Source organism: Kribbella sp. WER1 (genome assembly GCF_054189145.1).
Map to the genome: position 1 here is coordinate 7,957,330 of NZ_CM135186.1, position 19,739 is coordinate 7,977,068.

Genomic DNA, 19,739 nt, shown 5'->3' on the forward strand with positions numbered 1-19,739 from the left:
TTAATGCCCCGCGAGCGGTTGACACACTCGTCCCGCCCAATTAACTTCAGCTGGAAGTAAACCCGTCGAACCGACAAGGTAGGACGTGTGGAGAACCGTCTCAACGTGCTGGTCGTGATGGCCGACGAGCAGAGCTGGAACACCCTGGGCTGTACCGGAAACCCCGCCGCGCAGACGCCGAACCTGGACGCGCTCGCGGCTGAGTCGACCGTCTTCGACGCCTGCTACACGCCGTTCCCGTTGTGCTGCCCGTCGCGGACGAGCCTGTGGACCGGGCTGATGCCGCGGCATCACGGCGTACTCGGCAACTGGCGTCCGATCGAGCCGCAGCTCCGCGAGGCGGGCGTCGCGCGGGCCTTCGCCGCAGCCGGGTATCACACGCACTACAACGGCAAATGGCACGTCCCCGGCACGACGCCGGACCGGATGGGCTGGGCCGACAGCAGCGCGATCCCCGCCGTACTGCGAGGTCAGGATCGTGGCCGCTACATCGAGGACTACCGGGCGTGGGCGGGGGAGCGCGGGTACGCGTTCGACCCGAACCACATCGAGAACCTGACGACGGCCGACCTCGGGCACCTGCGGGAGAAGCCGTACGCGACGTCGAGCGTCCCGCTGGACTCGTTCCTCGAGACCTGGCAGTGCGACACGTTCCTCGACGGCCTCGACCGGCGCCCGGCCGACCAGCCGTGGCTCGCGGTCTGCTCGATGAACGCCCCGCACTTCCCGATGCTCGTCCCGAGCCCGTACGACACGCTGATCGACCGCGACAAGGTCCAGCTGCCGGAGAGCTGGAAGACGGGTACGGCGACCAAGCCCCGCGAGGTCCGGGAGTCGCACTTCGCCCGCGACTTCGAGAACCTCGACGAGCAGGACTGGATCGAGGTGACCAGCCACTACCTCGGGCTGTGCGCGCTCGTCGACGCGCAGTTCGGGCGGATCCGCCAGTACCTCGAGGACACCGGCGAGTGGGACCGGACGGTGGTCGTGTTCACCTCCGACCACGGCGACCTGATGGGCGCGCATCGCTTGATGGAGAAGGGCCACTGGCTGCACTACGAGGAGGACCTGCGGGTCCCGATGATCGTGCGGCACCCGGACGGCCGGCAGAGCCGGAACGCGAACTTCGTGTCGCTGGTCGATGTCGCGCCGACGCTCGCGGAGCTGGCCGGCGTACCGTGGCACGACCCGCACGACGGGCGGTCGTTCGCCACGATGGTCGGCGACAGCACGGCGGCGCCGATCCGCGAGTACGTGACCGCCGAGACGATGCTGCACGACGGCAGACCCGGCGGGAACGGCGATCCGTTCCACGCCGCGGACTGGCAGTACCCGCGGGACAGCCTGAACCTGTCCGTCCGGACCGCCGGTCACCGGTACGTCTTCCGCTCCCACGACGAGGCGGAGCTGTACGACCTCACGGCTGATCCCTGGGAGCAGCACAACCTGGCGGCCGGCGACCCGTCGACCGCCGCACACCTGGCGGAACTGCTCGCCGCCGAGGTCTCCGACGTCCTGCCGGAGGCCGCCGCCCTGGTCCGTCAGGGCATCCCCGCCACACAGGCACCGAAAGGCTGATCATGACCACTCAGTTCTCCCGGCGGCGGCTCCTGCAGTTCGGGGCCGCGGCGGCCGGAGTCACCGCGCTCTCCTCCTGCACCCGCGGACTCGGCGGGAGCAGCAACACCTCCGGCGGCGGCTCGAAAGGCACGCTGGACGTGATGTTCTGGGGCGAGGGCGATCAGAACAAGAAGCTGATCGCGGCGCTCGACCTCTACCAGAAGACGTCCGGCGCGGCGAAGGTGAACCCGCAGTACTCAGGCTTCTCCGGGTACTACGACAAGCTCGCCACCCGCGTTGCCGGAGGCAACCCGCCGGACGTGTTCCAGATCCACCTGCCGTACCTGATGGAGTACATCAAGCGCGGGGCGGTGGCGCCGCTGGACCAGTACAAGGACGACCTCGGCCTGGACAAGATGCCGGACTACGTCGCCACGACCACGAAGGCGGACGGCAAGTACTACTTCGCGCTACTCGGCGCCGCGACCCAGCCGGCGATCATCGTCGACACCACCAAGCTCAAGAGCCTCGGCCTGACCCCGCCGAGCCCGGACTGGACGATCGACCAGTACAAGTCCGCGATGGCCGACGTGTGGAACAAGAGCGGCCACAAGCTCGCCGGTACGGCGGACCTCGGCGGCAACGCGATCGCCCTGGAGTCGTTCATGCGCGGGCGGGGCAAGGCGCTGTTCGGTGACGGCAGTTCGCTCGGATTCGGCGAGGACGACATGGCTGCGTGGCTACAGCTCTGGCAGGACCTGCGCGGCAACGGGTCCGCCGTACCGATGCCGGTCACCGCGGCCGCGACCGGGTTCCAGAACGACCCGGTGACGGTCGGCAAGGCGGCGTACACGGGGACTGCGACGTCGCGGGGGTTGCCGTCGATGCAGAGCCTGACCAAGGACACGCTGAGCCTCGGGACGTTCCCGTCCGGTGGGGCCGGGTCCTCGCCGGGGACGAACATCATCCCGGCCGGGTGGTTCGCGATCTCGCCGAAGTCGAAGAACATCGAGGGTGCGGTCGCGATGCTGAAGTACCTGACCAGCGAGCCGGACGCCGCGAACGCGATGGGCCTGGCGCGCGGCGTACCGATCCCGGAGAACATCCGGACCGACGTGGCGAAGACGGCGACCGGGCTGAACAAGCTGGTGCTGGACAACTACGCGCTGATTGCCTCGAAGGGACCGGCGGCGCTGCAGATGTACCCGCCCGGCGCGAGCAAGCTGCTGCAGACCTCGCTGCCGAACGCCAACCAGGTGGTCGGTTTCGGCAAGAGCTCGGTGTCGCAGGCGGTGACCAAGTTCTTCGCCGACGCCAAGGCCGCGCTGCAGTGACGTTCCGAGAGCGAGGCCCGAAGCGGGCAGAGGGCGTGCGGGAGCAGAACTGCTCGGCGATCTTCCGCGCGGTCATGCGGCACGGCCCGATCGCGCGGTCGGAGCTGTCCGAGCTGACCGGCATGGCGACCGGGACGATGACCAGGTTGACCAGCCTGCTGTGCTCGGCGGGTCTGCTGCGCGAGCTGCCCGCGGAGCTGGTGCACGGGACGCTCGGCCGGCCGCGGACCCCGCTGGCGATCGATGAGCGCACGTTCCGCGTGGTCGGCGTGCACTTCGGGCTTCGCCGTACGACGCTGTGCCTGCTCGATCTGCACGGGACGCTGCTGGCCGAGGTACGGCTGCCGCACCGCGGGCGGCGGGCCTTCGGACCGTTGGTGGAGCAGGCGGTACAGGGCGTCCGGGAGTTGGTTGTCCAGCATCCCGGGACCGTCCTGGGCGTCGGTGCGAGTACCGGCGGCTGGGTCGATCGGGACGCCGGGGTGGTCCGCGACCATCGGATGCTCGGGTGGCACGACGTACCGCTGCGCGACGTGCTCGCGGGCGGGCTGGGGATGCCGGTCGAGGTGGATTCGAGCTTCCGGGCGCTGGCGATGGCGGAGCGGTGGTTCGGCGGGGCGCAGGGCGTCGACAACCTGGTCGGGCTGTTCGTCGGGAACGTCGTCGGTGCCGGGTTCGTGCTCGACGGCCGGGTGTTCCCGGGGTTCCGGGCGGCGGCCGGAGCGGTCGATCACCTGTCGGTCGGCGTACCGGTGGACGCGCTGTGTTCTTGCGGACGGCGGGACTGCCTGCATGTGGCGGCGAGCGACCTGGCCGTGCTCGCCGAGGCGAAGCGGGAAGGCTTGATCGGCGCGCGGGGGACCTTGGAGCAGTTGGTGCAGGCTGCGCGGATGGGTGATGCGCGGGCAGACCGGTTGCTGGTCGGGCGGGCCGAGCTCGTCGGTGTTGCCGCAGGGACGTTGATCGACATGCTCGATCCGGAGGTCGTGATCGTCAGCGGGGGCGTGGTGGATGCGCCGGAGTACCTGACGGCCGTCCGGCGCGGGGCGTGTTCCTACTTGGGGGACAAACGTCCGGTGGACGTGGAGTCGGTGGTACGGCTGAGCGCGTTCGGGACCGACGGGGTGGCGGTCTCGGCCGGAAGCGTGATCCTGGACCGGATCTACGCGGCGCCGACGGCCTTCGTCCCCGGCCTGCTCGAAGTGCGGTACGGATGATCGAGTCGGCGGTCGTGTGGTCGCACCGGGCGTCGGCCCGGAGCACCTGGGTGGTCGTCGAGCTGGTTGCCGACGGCATCCGCGGCGTCGGCGAGCTGTCCGACGGCGGGCCCCTCGCCACGCTGCTCGCGGCGGCGGAATCCGTCCGTCCGGCGGTGGTCGGACGGTCGTTGGCGCAGGCGCGGGCCGAGCTGGACCGGCCGGCGGAGAGCTTCCTGGCGTCGACGGTACGTGGCGGGTTCGCGGCGGCGCTGGCGGATCTGACGGCGCGCCGCGAGGGGCGATCGCTGGCGGAGTCGCTCGGACTGGGTACGCCGCGGCCGGTACGGATGTACGCGAACCTGAACCGGCGGTTCGGGGCGGACGGCGTGCAGACGATCGTCGCCGAAGCGGTACGGGCCGTGGGCAACGGGTTCACCGCGGTCAAGGTCGCGCCGTTCCTGGATCACCACGCGCGCGGGCTGACCGGGACCCGGCTGATCGACGCGGGCCTGGAGCTGGTGGAGAAGGTCCGCGCGGCGACTCCGGACGACGTGCGGCTGATGGTCGACTGCCATCACCAGGTGCCCGCGGCGGACGTCGTACGGGAGCTGGCCGCGCTGGATCTGTACTGGGTGGAGGATCTCGTGCCGCTCGGCGATCGCGCGGCCGTGGAGGCGGCGGCTGAGGCCGGGCTGGCATTGGCGGCGGGGGAACACGTGTGGAAGCCGGCGGTCGCGGCGGCGGCGTGCGCGGGGCTGACGTACTGGCTGGTGGATCCGAAGCACGCGGGCGGTGCGGCCGGTGTCGCGCGGATCGCGGAGGCGGTCGGCGACGTCCAGCTGACGTTCCACAACCCGAGCGGCCCGGTCGGTACGGCGTACGCCGCGCAGCTCGCGGGGTTGATGGGAGCGGACGGGTGGCTGGAGTACGCGTGGGGCGAGGTAGATCGGCGGACGGTCGTCGACCCCGCCGAGGTGGTTGCCGACGGCACCTTGCGGCCGTCGGGTCCGGGGATCGGTGTTGCACGGCGAGTCGGAGAGGAGTGAGTGGTGGCTGTTGCGTTTCCGGCACTGCGCGGCGGACGGCGGACCCGGTACCAGAACGGGTGGGCGTTGCTGTTCCTGGCGCCCTGGCTGATCGGGTTCCTGGCGTTCACCGCGGGGCCGATGCTGATGTCGCTGTACCTGGCGTTCACGAAGTACGACCTGCTGACCGCGCCGAAGTGGATCGGATGGGGCAACTTCGGCCGGATGTTCGGGTCGGACCCGTTGTTCCTGCAGTCGTTGAAGGTGACCGCGATCTACGTGTTCGTCGGTACGCCGTTGAGCCTGTGCTTCGCGCTCGCGGTGGCCGTCGTACTGAACCGCGGGCTGCGCGGGCTGGACTTCTACCGGTCGGCGATCTACCTGCCGTCGCTGTTCGGCGGCAGCGTCGCGATCGCGGTGCTGTGGCGGAAGGTGTTCAACGGCGACGGTCTGGTCAACCAGATCCTCGCGCTGGTCGGCATCCACGGGCCGTCGTGGATCTCCGAGCCGCACACTGCGCTCGGCACGCTGATCGTGCTCGAGGTGTGGCAGTTCGGGGCGCCGATGGTGATCTTCCTGGCCGGGTTGCGGCAGATCCCGCGCGAGTTCTACGAGGCCGCGCAGGTGGACGGGGCGAGTAAGTCACGGCAGTTCTGGAGCATCACGATGCCGTTGCTGAGCCCGATCCTGTTCTTCAACCTCACGCTGCAGCTGATCCGGTCGTTCCAGGCGTTCGCGCCGGCGTTCATCATCAGCGACGGCTCCGGCGGACCGGCCGACTCGACGCTGTTCTACTCGCTGTACCTCTACCAGGAGGGATTCGTGAACTTCGACATGGGCTACGCCGCCGCGATGGCGTGGATGCTGGTGCTGCTCGCCGGTGCCGTGGTCGCCGTCAACTTCATCTTCAGCAGGTACTGGGTGCACTATGAAAACTGAGTCGAGGGCTGGACGGAAGCGGTTGCTGGCGCACTTTGCGTTGATCGTGGTCACGCTGGTGATGTTGTATCCGCTCGTGTGGATGGTGGCCAGCTCGTTCAAGCCGACGTCGGAGATCTTCTCGCAGCCCGGCCTGATCCCGCGGCACTTCGAACCGTCGAACTATTCCGAGGGCTGGAAGGGCGTCTCGAACGCGTTCAGCATCTTCCTGGAGAACTCGCTGTTCATCTCGGTGCTGGCGATCATCGGCAACGTGTTCTCGTGCAGCCTGGCCGCGTTCGCGTTCGCCCGGCTGAACTTCTTCGGGCGGCGGATCGCGTACGTGACGATGCTCGTGACGTTGATGTTGCCGACGCACGTGACGCTGGTGCCGCAGTACATCCTGTTCAACAAGCTCGGGTGGGTGAACACGTTCTACCCGCTGTTCGTCCCGCACTTCTTCGCCGTCGACGCGTTCTTCGTGCTGCTGATGGTGCAGTTCATCCGCTCGCTGCCGCGCGAGCTGGACGAGGCGGCGCGGCTCGACGGGTGCTCACCGTGGAAGATCTACCGGCACATCGTGTTCCCGCTGCTGCGGCCGGCGCTGGTCACGACGGTGATCTTCACGTTCATCTGGACGTACAACGACTTCTTCAAGCAGCTCATCTACCTGAACGACAACCAGCTCTTCACGGTGCCGCTCGGCCTCCGGCAGTTCCTCGACTCGACCGGTGACTCGTCGTGGGGTCCGATGCTCGCGATGAGTACGGTCGCTCTGCTGCCGCCGCTGGTCCTGTTCGTCACCTTCCAGCGAAGGATCGTGGACGGTGTCGCGACCTCCGGGTTGAAGGGATGACGGCTGTCGCGCTGGTGACCGGGGCGGCCGGTGGGATCGGCTCGGCCGTGGTTGCGGCTCTGGTGCGGCGTGGGTGGCTGGTGGTCGGGGTTGATGTGGCGCCACCACCTGAAGGGGTTGTGGAGTGGGTCGAGGGGGATGTGCGGGACGAGGCGGTCAGACGGCGGGCTGTGGACGTCGCCGGTCGCGTGGGGGAGTTGCGGGGGTTCGTGACTGCGGTGCTGGCCGAGGGGAGAGGGCTGCTCGGCGAGCTGGATCGGCGGGCGCTGGGCGAGGTTCTGGAGGTGCAGGTTGCGGCGGCGTTGGAGTGGGGTTCGGCGGTTGCGAGTGCTGCGGACGGGGAGCTGTCGATCGTGCATGTGTCGAGCGTGCATGCGCAGCGGGCGAAACCCGGGATGGCGGCGTACGCGATGGGGAAGGCTGCGCTGGACGCGCTCGTGCGGGCGACCGCTGTCGAGTGGGGGCCGCGTGGGGTGCGGTGCAACGCGGTACTGCCCGGCTTCGTGCCGGTCGAGCGGAACCGCGAGCGCTGGTCCGCCGGCGCCGACGAACTTCTGGCCAACCATCCGCTGCGCCGCTTCGTCAGCGCCGACGACGTGGCGCAGGTCGTCTCCTTCCTGCTCGGTCCGGAGTCCCGTGCCGTGACCGGCGTGTCGCTGCCGGTCGACGGCGGCATGCTCGCACAACTCCCGCACTGGGCCTGATCACACTACGAAGAACGAGGTAGCTATGCGTCCGAACGTCCTGATCATCCTGGTCGACGACATGGGGTACTCCGACATCGGCTGCTACGGCGGCGAGATCGGGACCCCGAACATCGACCGGCTGGCCGCCCGCGGCGCCCGGCTGACGAACTTCTACAACACCGCCCGCTGCAGCCCGTCCCGCGCGTCGCTGCTGACCGGCCTGCACCCGCACCAGACCGGCGTCGCCGAACTGGTCAACAACGACGGCCCCGGCGGCTACCCGGGAAGCCTCAACAACCGCTGCGCGACCCTCGCCGAAACCTTCCGCGCCGCCGGCTACCACACCCACATGACCGGCAAGTGGCACCTGGCGAACGAGCGCGAGCAGCCGTCGGACACGTGGCCGACCCGCCGCGGCTTCGACCGCTTCTGGGGCACGATCAGTGGCGCCGGCAGCTACTTCCAGACCACCACGCTGCACGACGGCGAGAAGCCCGTACCGCTGTCCGAGCTCGGCGACGACTTCTACTACACCGACGAGATCGGCGCCCACGCGGCTGCCGCGATCCGCGAGGCCGACCAGCCGTTCTTCGGGTACGTCGCGTTCACCGCGCCGCACTGGCCGCTGCACGCGAAGGAGTCGGACCTGGCCGAGACCCACGGTGTGTTCGACGAGGGCTGGGACGTCCTGCGGACCCGTCGCCGGCAGCGTCAGCTCGACGCGGGCATCTGCGCCGCGGACGCCACCCTCGACCGGCGGGACCCCGACGTACCGGCGTGGGAGGACGAGCCCGAGCAGGCGTGGCAGCTGGAGCGGATGGAGGCGTACGCCGCGCAGGTCCGGGCGATGGACCGCGCCGTCGGCACGATCCTGACCGCGCTGGACGAGACCGGCCGGCGGGACAACACGATCGTCGTGTTCCTGTCCGACAACGGCGGCTGCGCCGAGGAGCTGCGCAGCGATCCCGAGGGCGCCGACCAGTTCCGGCAGCACCACCTGATCATCCCGCCGAGCGCCCCCGACGGTACGCCGATGAAGGTCGGCAACACCCCTGAGATCCGGCCGGGTACGGCGGACACGTACACGAGCTACGGGCTCGCGTGGGCGAACCTGTCCAACACGCCGTTCCGCCTGTACAAGCGCTGGGTCCACGAGGGCGGGATCGCGACGCCGCTGATCGTGTCCTGGCCGGCCGGAGGCCTGAGCGAGACCGTCCTGGATGCGCCGAACCAGTTGACCGACATCGCCCCGACGTTGCTCGAGGCAACCGGCGTACCGGCGCTGACCGAGCGCGACGGGGAAGACCTGCCGGCGCTTCCGGGGCGGAGCATGCTCGACCTGCTGAAGGGTGGCGCCGCGACCGAGCACGACCTGTTCTGGGAGCACATCGGCAATACGGCGATCCGCTCCGGCCGATGGAAGCTGGTCCGCGAGTACGAAGGCCCGTGGGAGCTGTACGACCTCGCGAACGACCGCAGCGAGAGCACCGACCTCGCCGCCGCGCAGCCCGACCGCGTCCAGGACCTCGCCGCACGCTGGCAGACCTGGGCGGACTCGGTGGGCGTGATCCCGTACGCCGACGTCCTCGCGGCCCGCGCCGCGATGCCGAACCAGCCCGCCTGAAGGAGGTGCGCCGATGAGGACGGCTGCAGGCGCGGTCGCGTTGGTGATGGTCGCGACCACGATGACTCAGACCGATGACCGGGTGCAGATCCGGATCGAGAACGCGCCGTTGGTGATGGCGGACGGGGTGCCCGCGCCGCCGATCACCGCGGAGATCTTCGGCGCGAACGCGCGCTACCCGGGTGGCACCGTGGCGAACTTCTTCGACTTCACGAAGGCGATCGGGCCGGTCGGGCAGCGCGGCTGTCAGACGTCCGGCGGGTTCGCGACGGTCCGGTTCGGCAACCTGGCCGGATCCCGGAACGGCTTCGGGCCGGACGAGGAGGAGGCGCTGGCGTCCACGATCGGCGCGCAGACGATGGTGATGGTCCCTTCGATCAACCGGACCGCGCAGGACGCCGCGGACTACGTCGAGTACATGAACTCGCCGAGCGACGGTACGGCGACCAACCCGAACGGCGGCGTCGACTGGGCCGAGGTCCGGGCGGCGAACGGGCATCCGGCGCCGTACGGGATCAGGACGTGGGAGTACGGGAACGAGCCGTTCCTCGACGGGCAGCGGTACTGGCGGGACGAGGACCAGCAGACCCGGGTCCACCAGTTCATCGAGGGCGGGTGGAGCCGGCAGAAGGCCGCGGATCCGACGTACCAGAACGACGACGGGTTGTTCAGCGGCTGCGACCTGGTGAACCGGAAGACGGGGACCGGGCTCGCGGGGCAGACGTACCGGACGCGGTACAACCCGATCGCGCTGCCCTCCGACGCGACGGCTGCCTCGGGGCCGATCAGGTGTACGCGATCGGGAAGGCCGACGGCACGGTCAGCTTCGGGGACGGCACGCATGGCGCGATCCCGGCGAAGGGGGCCGCCTTGAGCATCGAGTACACGACCGGCCGCCAGGACGGGTTCCTGGACTACGTCAAGGCGATGAAGGCGGTCGACCCGACGATCACGGTCTGCTCGGGCTGGGGCAAACCGGAGTTCGTCGATGCCATGGGCAACCGTCCGTACGACTGCATCGGCGTGCACTCCTACACCGACCAGTACGGCGGGGACGCGAACGGCGCCTTCAGCCCGACGCAGCTCTACCAGCAGCTGATGAACGCCGCCGACGGACCCGCGCAGGAGCTCGCCGAACTACGGCAGCACCTCGCCCGGAACTTCCCCGACCCACGCAAGCGCCCCGCGCTCACGGTGACGGAGTACGGCACGATCAGCCAGGACGGGCCGACCGGGGTCAGTACGCCGCCGAACTTCGCCGCCATGCAGATGCACAACGTGTACGAGACCACGATGCTGATCGGGCAGATCGACAACGGGGTCCGGCTGGCGATCAACTCGAACCTGAACGGCCCGCCGGTCGACGATCCGGCGAAACGGGACTGGGGCAACATTCTCGGATCCCTGCCGGGCTTCGGGATCACCGGTCGCTCGCTGTCGTTGACGTTGGCGGCACCAATGATCGGTGCGGCGCCGCGGAAGGTGACCATGACCGGTAACCCGACGGTGCCCGGGCAGCACTACGCCGCGGTGGTGGCGGCCGCGACCCGGACCCGCACCGGCGTCCAGCTGCTGGTCGTGAACCGGAGCCTCGATCAGGCGATGCCGATCACGGTCGACCCGGCCGGTGGGCCGGCGGTGAAGTCGGCGCGGCAGACCACGGTGACGAACGACGACATCACGGCGTACAACACCGACCAGGCGCAGCCGGTGCAGCGGACCACGAAGATGCTCGCGAAGGGTCAGAAGGTCCAGGCCGAGCTGCCACCGCACTCGGCGAACCTGATCGAGCTCACGTACTAGCTGAGGGCCGGGACGAGTGCCTCGGGGGAGCGGTAGACCGCGTCGAGCATGACCGCGGCCGCCGCGATGCCGAGGGCGTGCGGGCCGAAGGCGCTGGGGCGGATCCGTGCCCCGGCGTCGCCGCCGCGGTCGGTCGTGAGCTTGGCGACCGCGGCGTCGCGCAGTACCGACACGTGGTCGACCGGGGCGCTGATGCCGCCGCCGATCACGACCAGTTCGGGGTCGAGGAACTCGATCAGGATCGCGGTGGCGCTGCCGACCAGTGCGGCCCGGTCCTGCAGGAGGCGTCGCGCGCGGGCGTCGCCGCCGAGCGCCAGCGCGAACACGTCGTACACCTCCTGCTCGGCGGTGATCAGTCCGGCCGCGCGCGCCCGGCGGGCGACCTCCAGGTCCCCGGCGACGACCGCGAAGCAGGTCCGGCTGCCGCAGGTGCAGGGCTCGCCGGACCGTCCGGCGACCGGGAAGTGGTCGAGACCGCCGGCCGCCGAATGCTCCCCGCGGTACGGCGAACCGTTGAACACGAAGCCCGCCCCGGCGACGTTGCCGACGAACAGGTGGATGAAGTTGTCCACGCCGACGGCCGCGCCGAACCAGTGCTCGGCGAGCGCCAGCGCGCGGACCTGGGAATCGACGATCACCGGCAGTTCGACCAGCTCCTGCAACGCCGCGGCCAGCGGCGCGTCCTGCCAGCCGAGGACCGGCTGGCTGTGCACCAGCCCGGCGGCGCTGTCGACCCAGCCGCCGGTGCTCGCGCCGATCCCGAGAACTGTCACCGGATTGCTGTCGATCATCTTTCGCACCGAGCGCGCCGCGCTCCGGACCAGCCGGTCGAAGTTCGTCGTCCGCTCCGACGTGTGCGCCTCGGCGATCAGCTGTCCGCGGAGGTTGCTCAGGCAGATGTTGACCCGGTGCAGCCCGAAGTGCACGCCGATCACGCCGTACGTCGACTCGTCGATCGCGACCGGTACCTTCGGCCGGCCGGTGCCGCGCTGGGCGGGCTCGGGGGACTCGCGGACCAGCCCGGAGCGGACCAGCGCCCCGGTCAGCCGGGTGACCGAGCCGGTGGACATCCCGATCGCCGCCGCCAGGTCGGTGCGGGCGGTCGGGCCGGAGCGCATCAGCTCACGCATGATCGTCGAGTAGTTCTGCTGCCGGATGTCGCCGATCTGGGCAGAACGCGTGAACTCCTTCATGGGAACGGTTGTAGCACGCCGGGACCGGTGCGAGCCGTTGACACCCTCGACGTGCCGTCATTATCTTCAACTCAAAGAAAACTAGGGAAGGGATGCCGGCCAGTGCGCACAGAGGCGACGTTCACACTGCGGGGGACGGTCGACGGGACGATCCGGCCGGAGATCTACGGGCAGTTCCTGTCCCGCCGCCGCTGGGTCGCCGACGAGGCGCTGCACCATCCCGGCCACCCGGACGCGGGACCCGACGGGCTGCGCCGGAGCGTCGTCGACGCGATCGCCGAGCTCGGCGCGCCGGTCGTGCGCTGGCCGGGCGGCTGCACGGGGACGTCGTACGAATGGGAACGCGGCGTCGGCCCCGACCGTGAGCGGACCGTCGACTGGCACTTCGGGTACGACGTCGGCAACGGCTTCGGTACGGCGGAGTTCGTGGCGTACTGCCGGCGGATCGGGGCCGAGCCGCAGATCAACCTGACCACCGGCACCGGCTCGCTCCGGGAGGCGCTCGCCTGGGTCGAGTACTGCAACGGCACCGGCGACTCGGTCTACGCGAACCTGCGCCGCGCGCACGGGTACGACGAGCCCTTCGACGTCCGGTACTGGCAGATCGGCAACGAGGAGTGGGGCGACTGGGAGCTCGGCCAGGTGACGCCGCGGGAGAACGCGGTCCGGTGCCGCGAATGGGCGAAGGCGATCAAGCGGATCGACCCGACGCTGAAGGTGCTCGCGATCGGCTGCTTCGAACCCGGGCAGTCGATCGACTGGAACCTCGCGCTGCTGCGGGAGACGTGGGAGCACATCGACTACCTCACTCTGCACACGTACTGGCCGTTCGACCCGACCACCGAGGACGGCGACTACACCCGCGTCCTCACCGGGCCGTACCGCAGCGAGTCCGCCATCGTCGCGATCCAGGGGCTGATCGACCTGGTCGCGCGCGAGAAGCCCGGTACGGCGAAGCCCGAGCTGGCCTTCACCGAGTGGAACTGCGCGGACGCCACCCGGTTCGAGATGAGCCCGAAGTGGCGGCCGGGGGAGACCCGCTACCGGACGGTCGACGCGCTGGCGGTGGCGTCGTTCCTCAACGTCCTGCAACGGCAGTCGGCCAGCGTGACGCTGGCGAACTTCGCGCAGACGATCAACGTGGTCGGGGCGCTGGTCGTGACCGATTCTGACGTGGTCCGGGAGACCGTCTATTGGCCGCTGCGGCTTCAGCGGCACCACAGCGGGGAGCTTTCACTGCTGGGCGACACCCATTACGCGACGGAGCAGGGGGAGCTGCCCGCGCTCGACATCAGCGCGTCCACCAGCCCGGGCAGCTCCACCGTCTGGCTGTCGGTTGTCAACCGGGACCGGTCGCAAGCCGCGCGGCTGACGATTGAGCTCGGGCAGCCGTTGCAGAGCACTGTGGTCACGGTGCACCAGCTGCACACCGAGGATCCGCTCGACCGGAACACGGTCGCCGAGCCGGATCGCGTTCGGCCGCGAACCGACGAGGTCAAGCTGGACGACGAGCTGGCGTTGGTGCTGCCACCGAGTTCCTACTCGATCGTCGAGCTGACCACGGCCACACCGCTCGTTCGACGCCAGTAGTTCGGGTGCAGGGCGGACCGGCCGGCGCAGCTGTTCAGCGTGCGATCGCCGTACGGAGCTGGCGGCGGGACGTGATACCGAGCTTGGCGAAGGTCTTGCGGAGGTGCCATTCGACCGTACGTGGGCTGATGAACAGCTGGGCGGCGATCTCCGGGTTGGTCAGCCCGTCGCGGGCCAGGCCGGCGATCTGGGCCTCCTGGGCGGTCAGGTCGTTGGTGGTCTCCGGGGTGCGTTTGCGGACTGTTTCGCCGGTCGCGAGGAGCTCGTGGCGGGCGCGGTCGGCGAACGCTTCGGTGCCCATCGCGGACAGTTGCTCGTGGGCGGTGCGGAGGTGCTCGCGGGCGTCCTGACGGCGGCCTTCGCGGCGCAGCCATTCGCCGTACAGGAGCTCGGCGCGGGCCGTTTCGAGGCGTAGCGCCGTACGGCCGAGGTGGTCGATGGAGGCGCGGTACGCTGTCTCGTCGCCGGTGAGGAGGGCCTGGGCGCGGGCCTGCAGACCGCGGGACCAGTCGGTCGGTACGGCGGCGACGCGGTCGGTGAGCCAGGTGAGGGTGGTCTCGACGAGCTTGCGGTCCGCGGTACGGGACGCGGCCTCGGCGAGTTCGCCGACGACGAGGGCGCCGTACGCGACCGGGTCCTGCTCGAAGACCTGGAGGGCGGCGTCGCGGGCGGTCTCGTAGCGGCCGAGACCGTTGTTGAGGAGGGCGCTGGTGTACGTCGCGATCGCGGTCATCCGGCCCTGCTTCTGGGCGCGCGCCTCGCGGATCATCGCGTCGATCAGCGGCTGGGCGGCGGACTCGTCGCCACGAAGCGCTGCCAGCTGCATCGCGCCGATGCCGAGCACCCGATTCCCTGAAGCGGCGGCGAGCTGCCGTTCTTCCTCGACGTACGCCGTCGCCGCTGCCAGGTCGCCGGTCATCGAGACGACGTTCGCGCGGAAGTTGAGCGCCCACTGCAGCTGCACGAGCGCGCCGCTGTCGCGAGCCACCCGCTCATGCTGCGCGGCGAGCTCGAGCGCGGCGTCAAGATCCCAGAGGTCGATCGCGACGATGCCACTGGCCCGATTGCCCGCCAGCCACAACCAGCCGCGCTCATCACCCGCCTCACCAACCCGAGCCTGCTGAAGAGCCTCCACCAGGTACGGCGCAGCCACCCCAAACCCGCGCGTGAACCGCAATCCCAACCCCCGCAAAAGCAACCCACCCGCCGCACCGTCGTCTGCAGTCGTGTCGGGGCTTGCTGCGGCGGTTTCGGTGAGGATGCCGGGTGTTTCTGGGCCGCTGGCCCAGATGGCGGCTGACATTGCTTCGAGGTAGGTGACTCGGGCCTGGGTGTGGTCGTGGGGTTCCAGCTGTTCGGCTGCGGCGACCAGCGTGCGAGCGGCCTCGGCGGCGTGGCCGCGGTCGAAGGACAGTTGGCCGCGGAGGCGGGTGATCTCCGCCTCGCGGACAGGGTCCGGTGGGCCGGCGGCTGCTCCGGTGAGGAGGTCGAGGGCGGAGTCGAGCGCCCCGGCGCCGCGCTTCGCGGTCGCGGCGGCGAGTACACGATCCGCCCGCCGCGCCGGGTCGATCGTCAACGCCGCCGAACGCTCCAGGAAGACGCCGGCCGCGAAGAACCCACCCCGGGCACGAGCCCGCTGCGCCGACAGCTCCAACTCCGCCGCGACATCCTCGTCCGGCGTCACCGCCGCCTGCGCCCGGTGCCACGCCCGCCGATCCGGATCCGTCGCGGGATCCGTCACCGCCGCGAGGGCGCGATGCACCGCGAGCCGCTGCTGCGGAGTCGCCGTACGGTAAACCGCCGACCGCACCAACGGATGCCGAAACCGGACCTGCTGATCAAACGCGATCAGCCCTGACTCAACCGCCCCCTCCGCCCCGGCCGGGCTGAGCCCAAGGTGGTGGGCGGCCTGCCAGAGGAGGGTTGGGTCGCCCAGGGGTTCGGCGGCGGCGGTGAGGAGGAGCAGGCGGGTGTCGGTGGGGAGAGCTTCGAGGCGGTGGGCGAAGCTGTCCTCGATTCGGGTCGCGAGCGGGCCGGCGATCAAACCGTCGGCGAGTTCGGCGGCGGTCCAGGCGCGCGGGAGTTCGAGGAGCGCGAGCGGGTTGCCGCGGGTCTCGGCGACGATGCGGTCGCGGACTCGCGGGTCGACCGGACCGGGCAGTACCGAGTCGAGCAGCGCCCGCGCGTCGGCGTCGTCCAGCCCGCGGATCGGCAGCTCCGGCAACCCGTCGAACTCATGCGGGAGCCCGTCCCGCACCGCGAGCACCAGCACCACCGACTCCGCCGCCAGCCGTCGCGCGACGAACGCCAGGATCCGCGCCGACATCAGATCCAGCCACTGCGCGTCGTCCACCACGCACACCACCGGCTGCTCACCGGCCGCGAGCAGATTCAGTACCGCGAGCCCGATCAGAAACCGATCCGGCGTAGCCCCACTCCGCAGCCCGAACGCCGTACCGAGCGCGTCCCGCTGCGGCTCCGGCAGTCGCTCGAGGTTGTCCAGGAACGGCAGACACAGCTGCTGCAGACCGGCGTACGCGAGCTCCATCTCGGACTCGATCCCCGCCGTCCGGCCCACCCGGCAACCGTCGGCCCGGGCAACGAGCAGCTCCAGCAGCGCCGACTTGCCGACCCCGGCCTCGCCGGTGAGCAGTAGCACCTGACTGCGTCCGGCCTTCGCCTCGCCGATCAGACCGGTCAGTACTTCGGTCTCCCGCCGCCGGCCACGGAGCTCTCGATCGTCCTTCCCCACGGCGCCCAGCGTAAACGGTCACCCGACGTACCGGCCGACCCGTCCCGCGGTGCCCCGACGACCGCGAGGGCAGCCGTCGTACGGCGCTCCAACCGCCGGGCCAGGCTCCGCTCGAACCGGTGCCCCCGCCCAACGACCACCAACGCGCTCTCCCGCGCCTCGTGGACCAGGGCCGCAACAGCCCCGCCGGGAAACACCGTAGGCGTCACCCGCAGCCCCGGATACAGCCCCTGCACATACTCGACGGCCCTGGCCACGGCCGCCTCTGCAACCTCCAGGTCGCGCTTCTCGACCGACAGCTCACCCAGCAGATGCCCCCAACGCACCGTCTGGACAACCCGCAGCTCGGCCCCACGCGCCGCTGCCTCAGCCAGGGAGAACCACGGGCCGACTCACGTGTCCAGCAGCGCCAGGGCCTCCGTGATGGACCCGGTTACCGGCGCACCGGTCGTCAGCAACGCCTCCCGAGTCATTGCCCCCGTAGTCACCAGAACACACTGCGTACCGGCTGCCTGCGCCGCATTGGCGTCGTCCACGACATCACCGATCAGTACGACGGCTGCCGGGTCCAACTGCTGCTCCTGGAGGTGCCGGGCGAGGCTGTCCGCCTTGGAGCCACCACCGATCTCACCGGGCAGCCCGTCGACCCGGGTGAAGTACTGCGTGAGCCCGTACTGCTCCACGGTCGGTGTGAGCCGTGAGTGGAACCACATCGACAGCAACGACTGAGTCCGCCCGCTGGTCGTGCACGCTCGCAGTACGTCGTGTGCGCCGGTCGCGAGTTCACACGTGTGCAGGAGCGCGTCGTACCGGTCGTGGTAGAGCTTGTCGACCTGCGCCCACTCTTCCTCGTCGAGGGCGCGCTGCAGGACCTGCTCGTACGAGAGCCGCATTGGGCGCGCGTACGCGGCCTGCCACTCGCCCCAGCTCAGCTCGGACCGCCCGAACCCGGTACACACCTCGTTGACCGCCGCGAGTACCGCGTGGTTGTCGTTGAGGAGCGTGCCGTTCCAGTCCCACACCACATGCGAAATCACGAGCGCCAGCTTAAGCCGGATGACAGGATGTCCCCCATGCCCTTCGTCACTGCGCAAGAGCTGTCGGCCGGCTTCTACACCGACGTGATCGCGCCGGCGCTCGGGACGACGCGCCATGCGGCCGGGCTGCTGGGCTGGGGCTCCGATGTGCTCGGCTACGACACCACACGCTCCACTGACCACGACTGGGGACCGCGTGCCATCGTCCTGGTCGACCAGGGCGATGTAGACCCCGTACGGGAACGCATCGAAGCAGCATTGCCCGATGAGTACGGCGGCTACCCGGTGTGCTTCGGGTCGTCGGTGCACGCGGTCGAGCATCGGGTGACCGTGGCGACGCTGGGGGACTGGCTGACGGGACATCTCGGCTTCGACGCGTCGCAAGGCATCGGACTGGAGGACTGGCTGGTCACACCGCAGCAGATGTTCCTCGGAGTCGTGAAAGGACGTGTGTACGCCGACGACGGCCGGCTCGCGCCGGTTCGTGCAGCGTTGGGGTGGTATCCGGATGAGGTCTGGCGCTGGCAGCTCGCGTGTCAGTGGACCCGGATCTCCCAGGAGGAGACGTTCGTCCAGCGGACCCACGAGGTCGGCGACGAACTCGGGTCGCGGGTCGTCGCGGCCAGGCTCGTCCGCGACGTGATGCGGCTGGCGCTGCTGCAGACGCGGGAGTACGCGCCGTACACCAAGTGGCTCGGTACGGCGTTCGCCCGGCTCGGGCATCCGGACGGGCTGGACGCCGCGCTCGCGGAAGCGGTTGCCGCGGGCAACTTCCCGGATCGGGAGAAGGCCCTGGTCACGGCGTACGGGCTGGTCGCGCGGCGGCACAACGACCTCGGCATCACCGATGCGCTCGACCCGACGCCGCGGGGGTTCTTCGACCGGCCGGCGCAGATCCTCGACGCGGGCCGGTTCGCCGACGCGTGCCTGGCGACGGTGACGGATCCGCGGCTGACGGCGCTCGGGCGGATCGGGTCGGTTGACCAGTTCGTGGACAACACGGACGTCCTGAGCCGGCGGACCGCATACCGTCGACTCGTGGAGGTTTACCGATGACCTTGTCGAAGCACACGATCAGCTCGGTGACGACCGTGCAGCTCGGGTACGAGTACCTGCGCACCATCGGCCGGAACTCGTTCCTCGGCAGCCACGGCAGCGGCGGAAGCGTCACGGCGTACGTCGTGGAGACGGACCGCGGCGCGACCGGCTGGGGGCTGCCCTTGTCGGACGGCGATCCCGTGTCGTTGATCGGACGGCCGCTCGCGGACCTGATCGACCCGGAGCGCGGCGTGATCGACCCGGCGGCGGAGTTCCTCGACTACCCGCTGCACGACCTGGCGGCGCGGATCCTCGACGTCCCGGTGTACGCGATGCTCGGCGGCGCCGGCTCGCCGCGGGTGCGCTGCTACAGCGGCGGCATCTACTTCGACGACCTGGACGGCGGGCTGGACGCGATCCGCGCGAACCTGGTCCAGGACCACGCGTTCGGGTTCCGCGACTTCAAGCTGAAGATCGGCCGCGGCCACCGCTGGATGGACCCGCACGCCGGCCTGCAGCGCGACATCGAGGTCACCCGGCTGACCCGCGAGCTGTACCCGGACGCCGCGATCCTGGTCGACGGCAACGACGGCTTCACGCTCAACGGCCTCTTCGAGTACGTCGATGCCGTCGCCGACTGCAACCTGTACTGGATCGAGGAGCCGTTCCCCGAACGCCGCCCCGACCTGCAGGCCCTGCACGAACGCCTCCAGGCAGGCTCGACCCGCGTGGCCGACGGCGAGTACGACCCCAACGTCCCGCACATCCTCGACCTGGCCGCCGAAGGACTCGTCGACGTGGCGCTCATGGACGTCATCGGCCACGGCCTGACCGCCTGGCGCCACACCATGCCGCTCCTGAAGTCCGAAGCGTCCCCGCACGCCTGGGGCCTCCCGTTGAAGACCCTGTACGCGGCACACCTCTCGGCCGGCCTCGGCAACACCCCGATCATCGAAGGCGTCCCCGGCCACAACGCCTACACGCTCGACGAGGGGTACGTCCTGCTGTCCGAGGAGCCCGGCTTCGGCCTCAGATTAGGTTAGTGTCCCGTAAGCGATGTGGCTTGACGCTATCGGCGCCCAGGCACGCACCTCGCGGCACTTGCCCAGCGCCCACGATGCTCC

The 19,739-nt window shown here is 70.0% G+C and carries 17 protein-coding genes; 13 read left to right on the forward strand and 4 right to left on the reverse strand.

Features of this window, described 5'->3' with window-relative positions; translation table 11 throughout:
* Positions 1-87: 87 nt before the first annotated feature.
* Genes ACXJJ3_RS38815 through ACXJJ3_RS38860 form a run of 10 tightly spaced genes read left to right on the forward strand, consistent with a single transcriptional unit; the run spans position 88 to position 11,005 of the window.
* On the forward strand, positions 88-1,578 hold the full coding sequence (locus tag ACXJJ3_RS38815) for a sulfatase-like hydrolase/transferase (RefSeq protein WP_458166968.1): 1,491 nt from the start codon (positions 88-90) through the stop codon (positions 1,576-1,578).
* Between the two features lie 2 nt (positions 1,579-1,580).
* Positions 1,581-2,894 carry an ABC transporter substrate-binding protein gene (locus ACXJJ3_RS38820; RefSeq protein ID WP_458166970.1) on the forward strand — a complete coding sequence of 438 codons (1,314 nt, stop codon included), beginning with the start codon at positions 1,581-1,583 and terminating at the stop codon, positions 2,892-2,894.
* Between the two features lie 35 nt (positions 2,895-2,929).
* Positions 2,930-4,111, forward strand: coding sequence for an ROK family protein (locus ACXJJ3_RS38825; RefSeq protein ID WP_458166971.1), 1,182 nt, complete (start codon positions 2,930-2,932; stop codon positions 4,109-4,111).
* Positions 4,108-5,139, forward strand: a complete 1,032-nt coding sequence (locus tag ACXJJ3_RS38830; protein WP_458166972.1) for an enolase C-terminal domain-like protein — start codon at positions 4,108-4,110, stop codon at positions 5,137-5,139. Before ACXJJ3_RS38825 ends, ACXJJ3_RS38830 begins: the two co-directional genes overlap by 4 nt.
* Positions 5,140-5,142: 3 nt before the next feature.
* Positions 5,143-6,057, forward strand: coding sequence for a carbohydrate ABC transporter permease (locus ACXJJ3_RS38835; protein ID WP_458166973.1), 915 nt, complete (start codon positions 5,143-5,145; stop codon positions 6,055-6,057).
* Complete coding sequence (locus ACXJJ3_RS38840; protein WP_458166974.1) at positions 6,047-6,892, forward strand: carbohydrate ABC transporter permease; 846 nt, start codon at positions 6,047-6,049, stop codon at positions 6,890-6,892. Before ACXJJ3_RS38835 ends, ACXJJ3_RS38840 begins: the two co-directional genes overlap by 11 nt.
* Positions 6,889-7,596: an SDR family NAD(P)-dependent oxidoreductase gene (locus ACXJJ3_RS38845; protein ID WP_458166975.1), complete on the forward strand. Its 708-nt coding sequence runs from the start codon at positions 6,889-6,891 to the stop codon at positions 7,594-7,596. The genes ACXJJ3_RS38840 and ACXJJ3_RS38845 overlap by 4 nt, the downstream gene beginning before the upstream one ends.
* Positions 7,597-7,621: 25 nt before the next feature.
* Positions 7,622-9,202: an arylsulfatase gene (locus ACXJJ3_RS38850; protein ID WP_458166977.1), complete on the forward strand. Its 1,581-nt coding sequence runs from the start codon at positions 7,622-7,624 to the stop codon at positions 9,200-9,202.
* Positions 9,203-9,215: 13 nt separating this feature from the next.
* On the forward strand, positions 9,216-10,076 hold the full coding sequence (locus ACXJJ3_RS38855) for a hypothetical protein (protein ID WP_458166978.1): 861 nt from the start codon (positions 9,216-9,218) through the stop codon (positions 10,074-10,076).
* Positions 9,992-11,005 (forward strand): hypothetical protein, encoded by a 1,014-nt coding sequence (locus tag ACXJJ3_RS38860; protein ID WP_458166979.1) that lies wholly within the window; start codon positions 9,992-9,994, stop codon positions 11,003-11,005. Before ACXJJ3_RS38855 ends, ACXJJ3_RS38860 begins: the two co-directional genes overlap by 85 nt.
* Here ACXJJ3_RS38860 and ACXJJ3_RS38865 read toward each other — a convergent pair.
* The gene (locus ACXJJ3_RS38865) at positions 11,002-12,198 is read right to left on the reverse strand and encodes an ROK family protein (protein ID WP_458166981.1); all 1,197 of its coding nucleotides are present in this window, start codon (positions 12,196-12,198) and stop codon (positions 11,002-11,004) included. The genes ACXJJ3_RS38860 and ACXJJ3_RS38865 overlap by 4 nt on opposite strands.
* 102 nt (positions 12,199-12,300) lie before the next feature.
* Between ACXJJ3_RS38865 and ACXJJ3_RS38870 the strand changes: the two genes are divergently transcribed.
* On the forward strand, positions 12,301-13,788 hold the full coding sequence (locus ACXJJ3_RS38870; protein WP_458166982.1) for an alpha-L-arabinofuranosidase C-terminal domain-containing protein: 1,488 nt from the start codon (positions 12,301-12,303) through the stop codon (positions 13,786-13,788).
* A 34-nt stretch (positions 13,789-13,822) separates the two neighbouring features.
* Here the strand turns inward: ACXJJ3_RS38870 and ACXJJ3_RS38875 are convergent, their stop codons facing one another.
* The 3 genes from ACXJJ3_RS38875 to ACXJJ3_RS38885 form a co-directional block, all read right to left on the reverse strand.
* Positions 13,823-16,540, reverse strand: coding sequence for an ATP-binding protein (locus ACXJJ3_RS38875; protein ID WP_458166983.1), 2,718 nt, complete (start codon positions 16,538-16,540; stop codon positions 13,823-13,825).
* Positions 16,486-16,866: a hypothetical protein gene (locus ACXJJ3_RS38880; RefSeq protein ID WP_458166984.1), complete on the reverse strand. Its 381-nt coding sequence runs from the start codon at positions 16,864-16,866 to the stop codon at positions 16,486-16,488. The genes ACXJJ3_RS38875 and ACXJJ3_RS38880 overlap by 55 nt, the downstream gene beginning before the upstream one ends.
* A 66-nt stretch (positions 16,867-16,932) precedes the next feature.
* Positions 16,933-17,577 carry an HAD family hydrolase gene (locus tag ACXJJ3_RS38885; RefSeq protein ID WP_458166985.1) on the reverse strand — a complete coding sequence of 215 codons (645 nt, stop codon included), beginning with the start codon at positions 17,575-17,577 and terminating at the stop codon, positions 16,933-16,935.
* 36 nt (positions 17,578-17,613) lie between these two features.
* On the opposite strand from ACXJJ3_RS38885, the gene ACXJJ3_RS38890 reads away from it, so the two are divergent.
* Together ACXJJ3_RS38890 and ACXJJ3_RS38895 are read left to right on the forward strand one after the other, a co-directional pair.
* The gene (locus tag ACXJJ3_RS38890) at positions 17,614-18,633 is read left to right on the forward strand and encodes a DUF4037 domain-containing protein (protein WP_458166986.1); all 1,020 of its coding nucleotides are present in this window, start codon (positions 17,614-17,616) and stop codon (positions 18,631-18,633) included.
* On the forward strand, positions 18,630-19,658 hold the full coding sequence (locus ACXJJ3_RS38895; protein ID WP_458166987.1) for an enolase C-terminal domain-like protein: 1,029 nt from the start codon (positions 18,630-18,632) through the stop codon (positions 19,656-19,658). Before ACXJJ3_RS38890 ends, ACXJJ3_RS38895 begins: the two co-directional genes overlap by 4 nt.
* Positions 19,659-19,739: the final 81 nt, after the last annotated feature.

Excerpts from the sequence above, each read along its gene's own strand:
- ACXJJ3_RS38890 (WP_458166986.1), top strand. The coding sequence starts at position 17,614 with ATGCCCTTCGTCACTGCGCAAGAGCTGTCGGCCGGCTTCTACACCGAC.
- ACXJJ3_RS38840 (WP_458166974.1), top strand. The coding sequence starts at position 6,047 with ATGAAAACTGAGTCGAGGGCTGGACGGAAGCGGTTGCTGGCGCACTTT.
- ACXJJ3_RS38845 (WP_458166975.1), top strand. The coding sequence starts at position 6,889 with ATGACGGCTGTCGCGCTGGTGACCGGGGCGGCCGGTGGGATCGGCTCG.
- ACXJJ3_RS38855 (WP_458166978.1), top strand. The coding sequence starts at position 9,216 with ATGAGGACGGCTGCAGGCGCGGTCGCGTTGGTGATGGTCGCGACCACG.
- ACXJJ3_RS38850 (WP_458166977.1), top strand. The coding sequence starts at position 7,622 with ATGCGTCCGAACGTCCTGATCATCCTGGTCGACGACATGGGGTACTCC.
- ACXJJ3_RS38820 (WP_458166970.1), top strand. The coding sequence starts at position 1,581 with ATGACCACTCAGTTCTCCCGGCGGCGGCTCCTGCAGTTCGGGGCCGCG.
- ACXJJ3_RS38830 (WP_458166972.1), top strand. The coding sequence starts at position 4,108 with ATGATCGAGTCGGCGGTCGTGTGGTCGCACCGGGCGTCGGCCCGGAGC.
- ACXJJ3_RS38895 (WP_458166987.1), top strand. The coding sequence starts at position 18,630 with ATGACCTTGTCGAAGCACACGATCAGCTCGGTGACGACCGTGCAGCTC.
- ACXJJ3_RS38865 (WP_458166981.1), bottom strand. The coding sequence starts at position 12,198 with ATGAAGGAGTTCACGCGTTCTGCCCAGATCGGCGACATCCGGCAGCAG.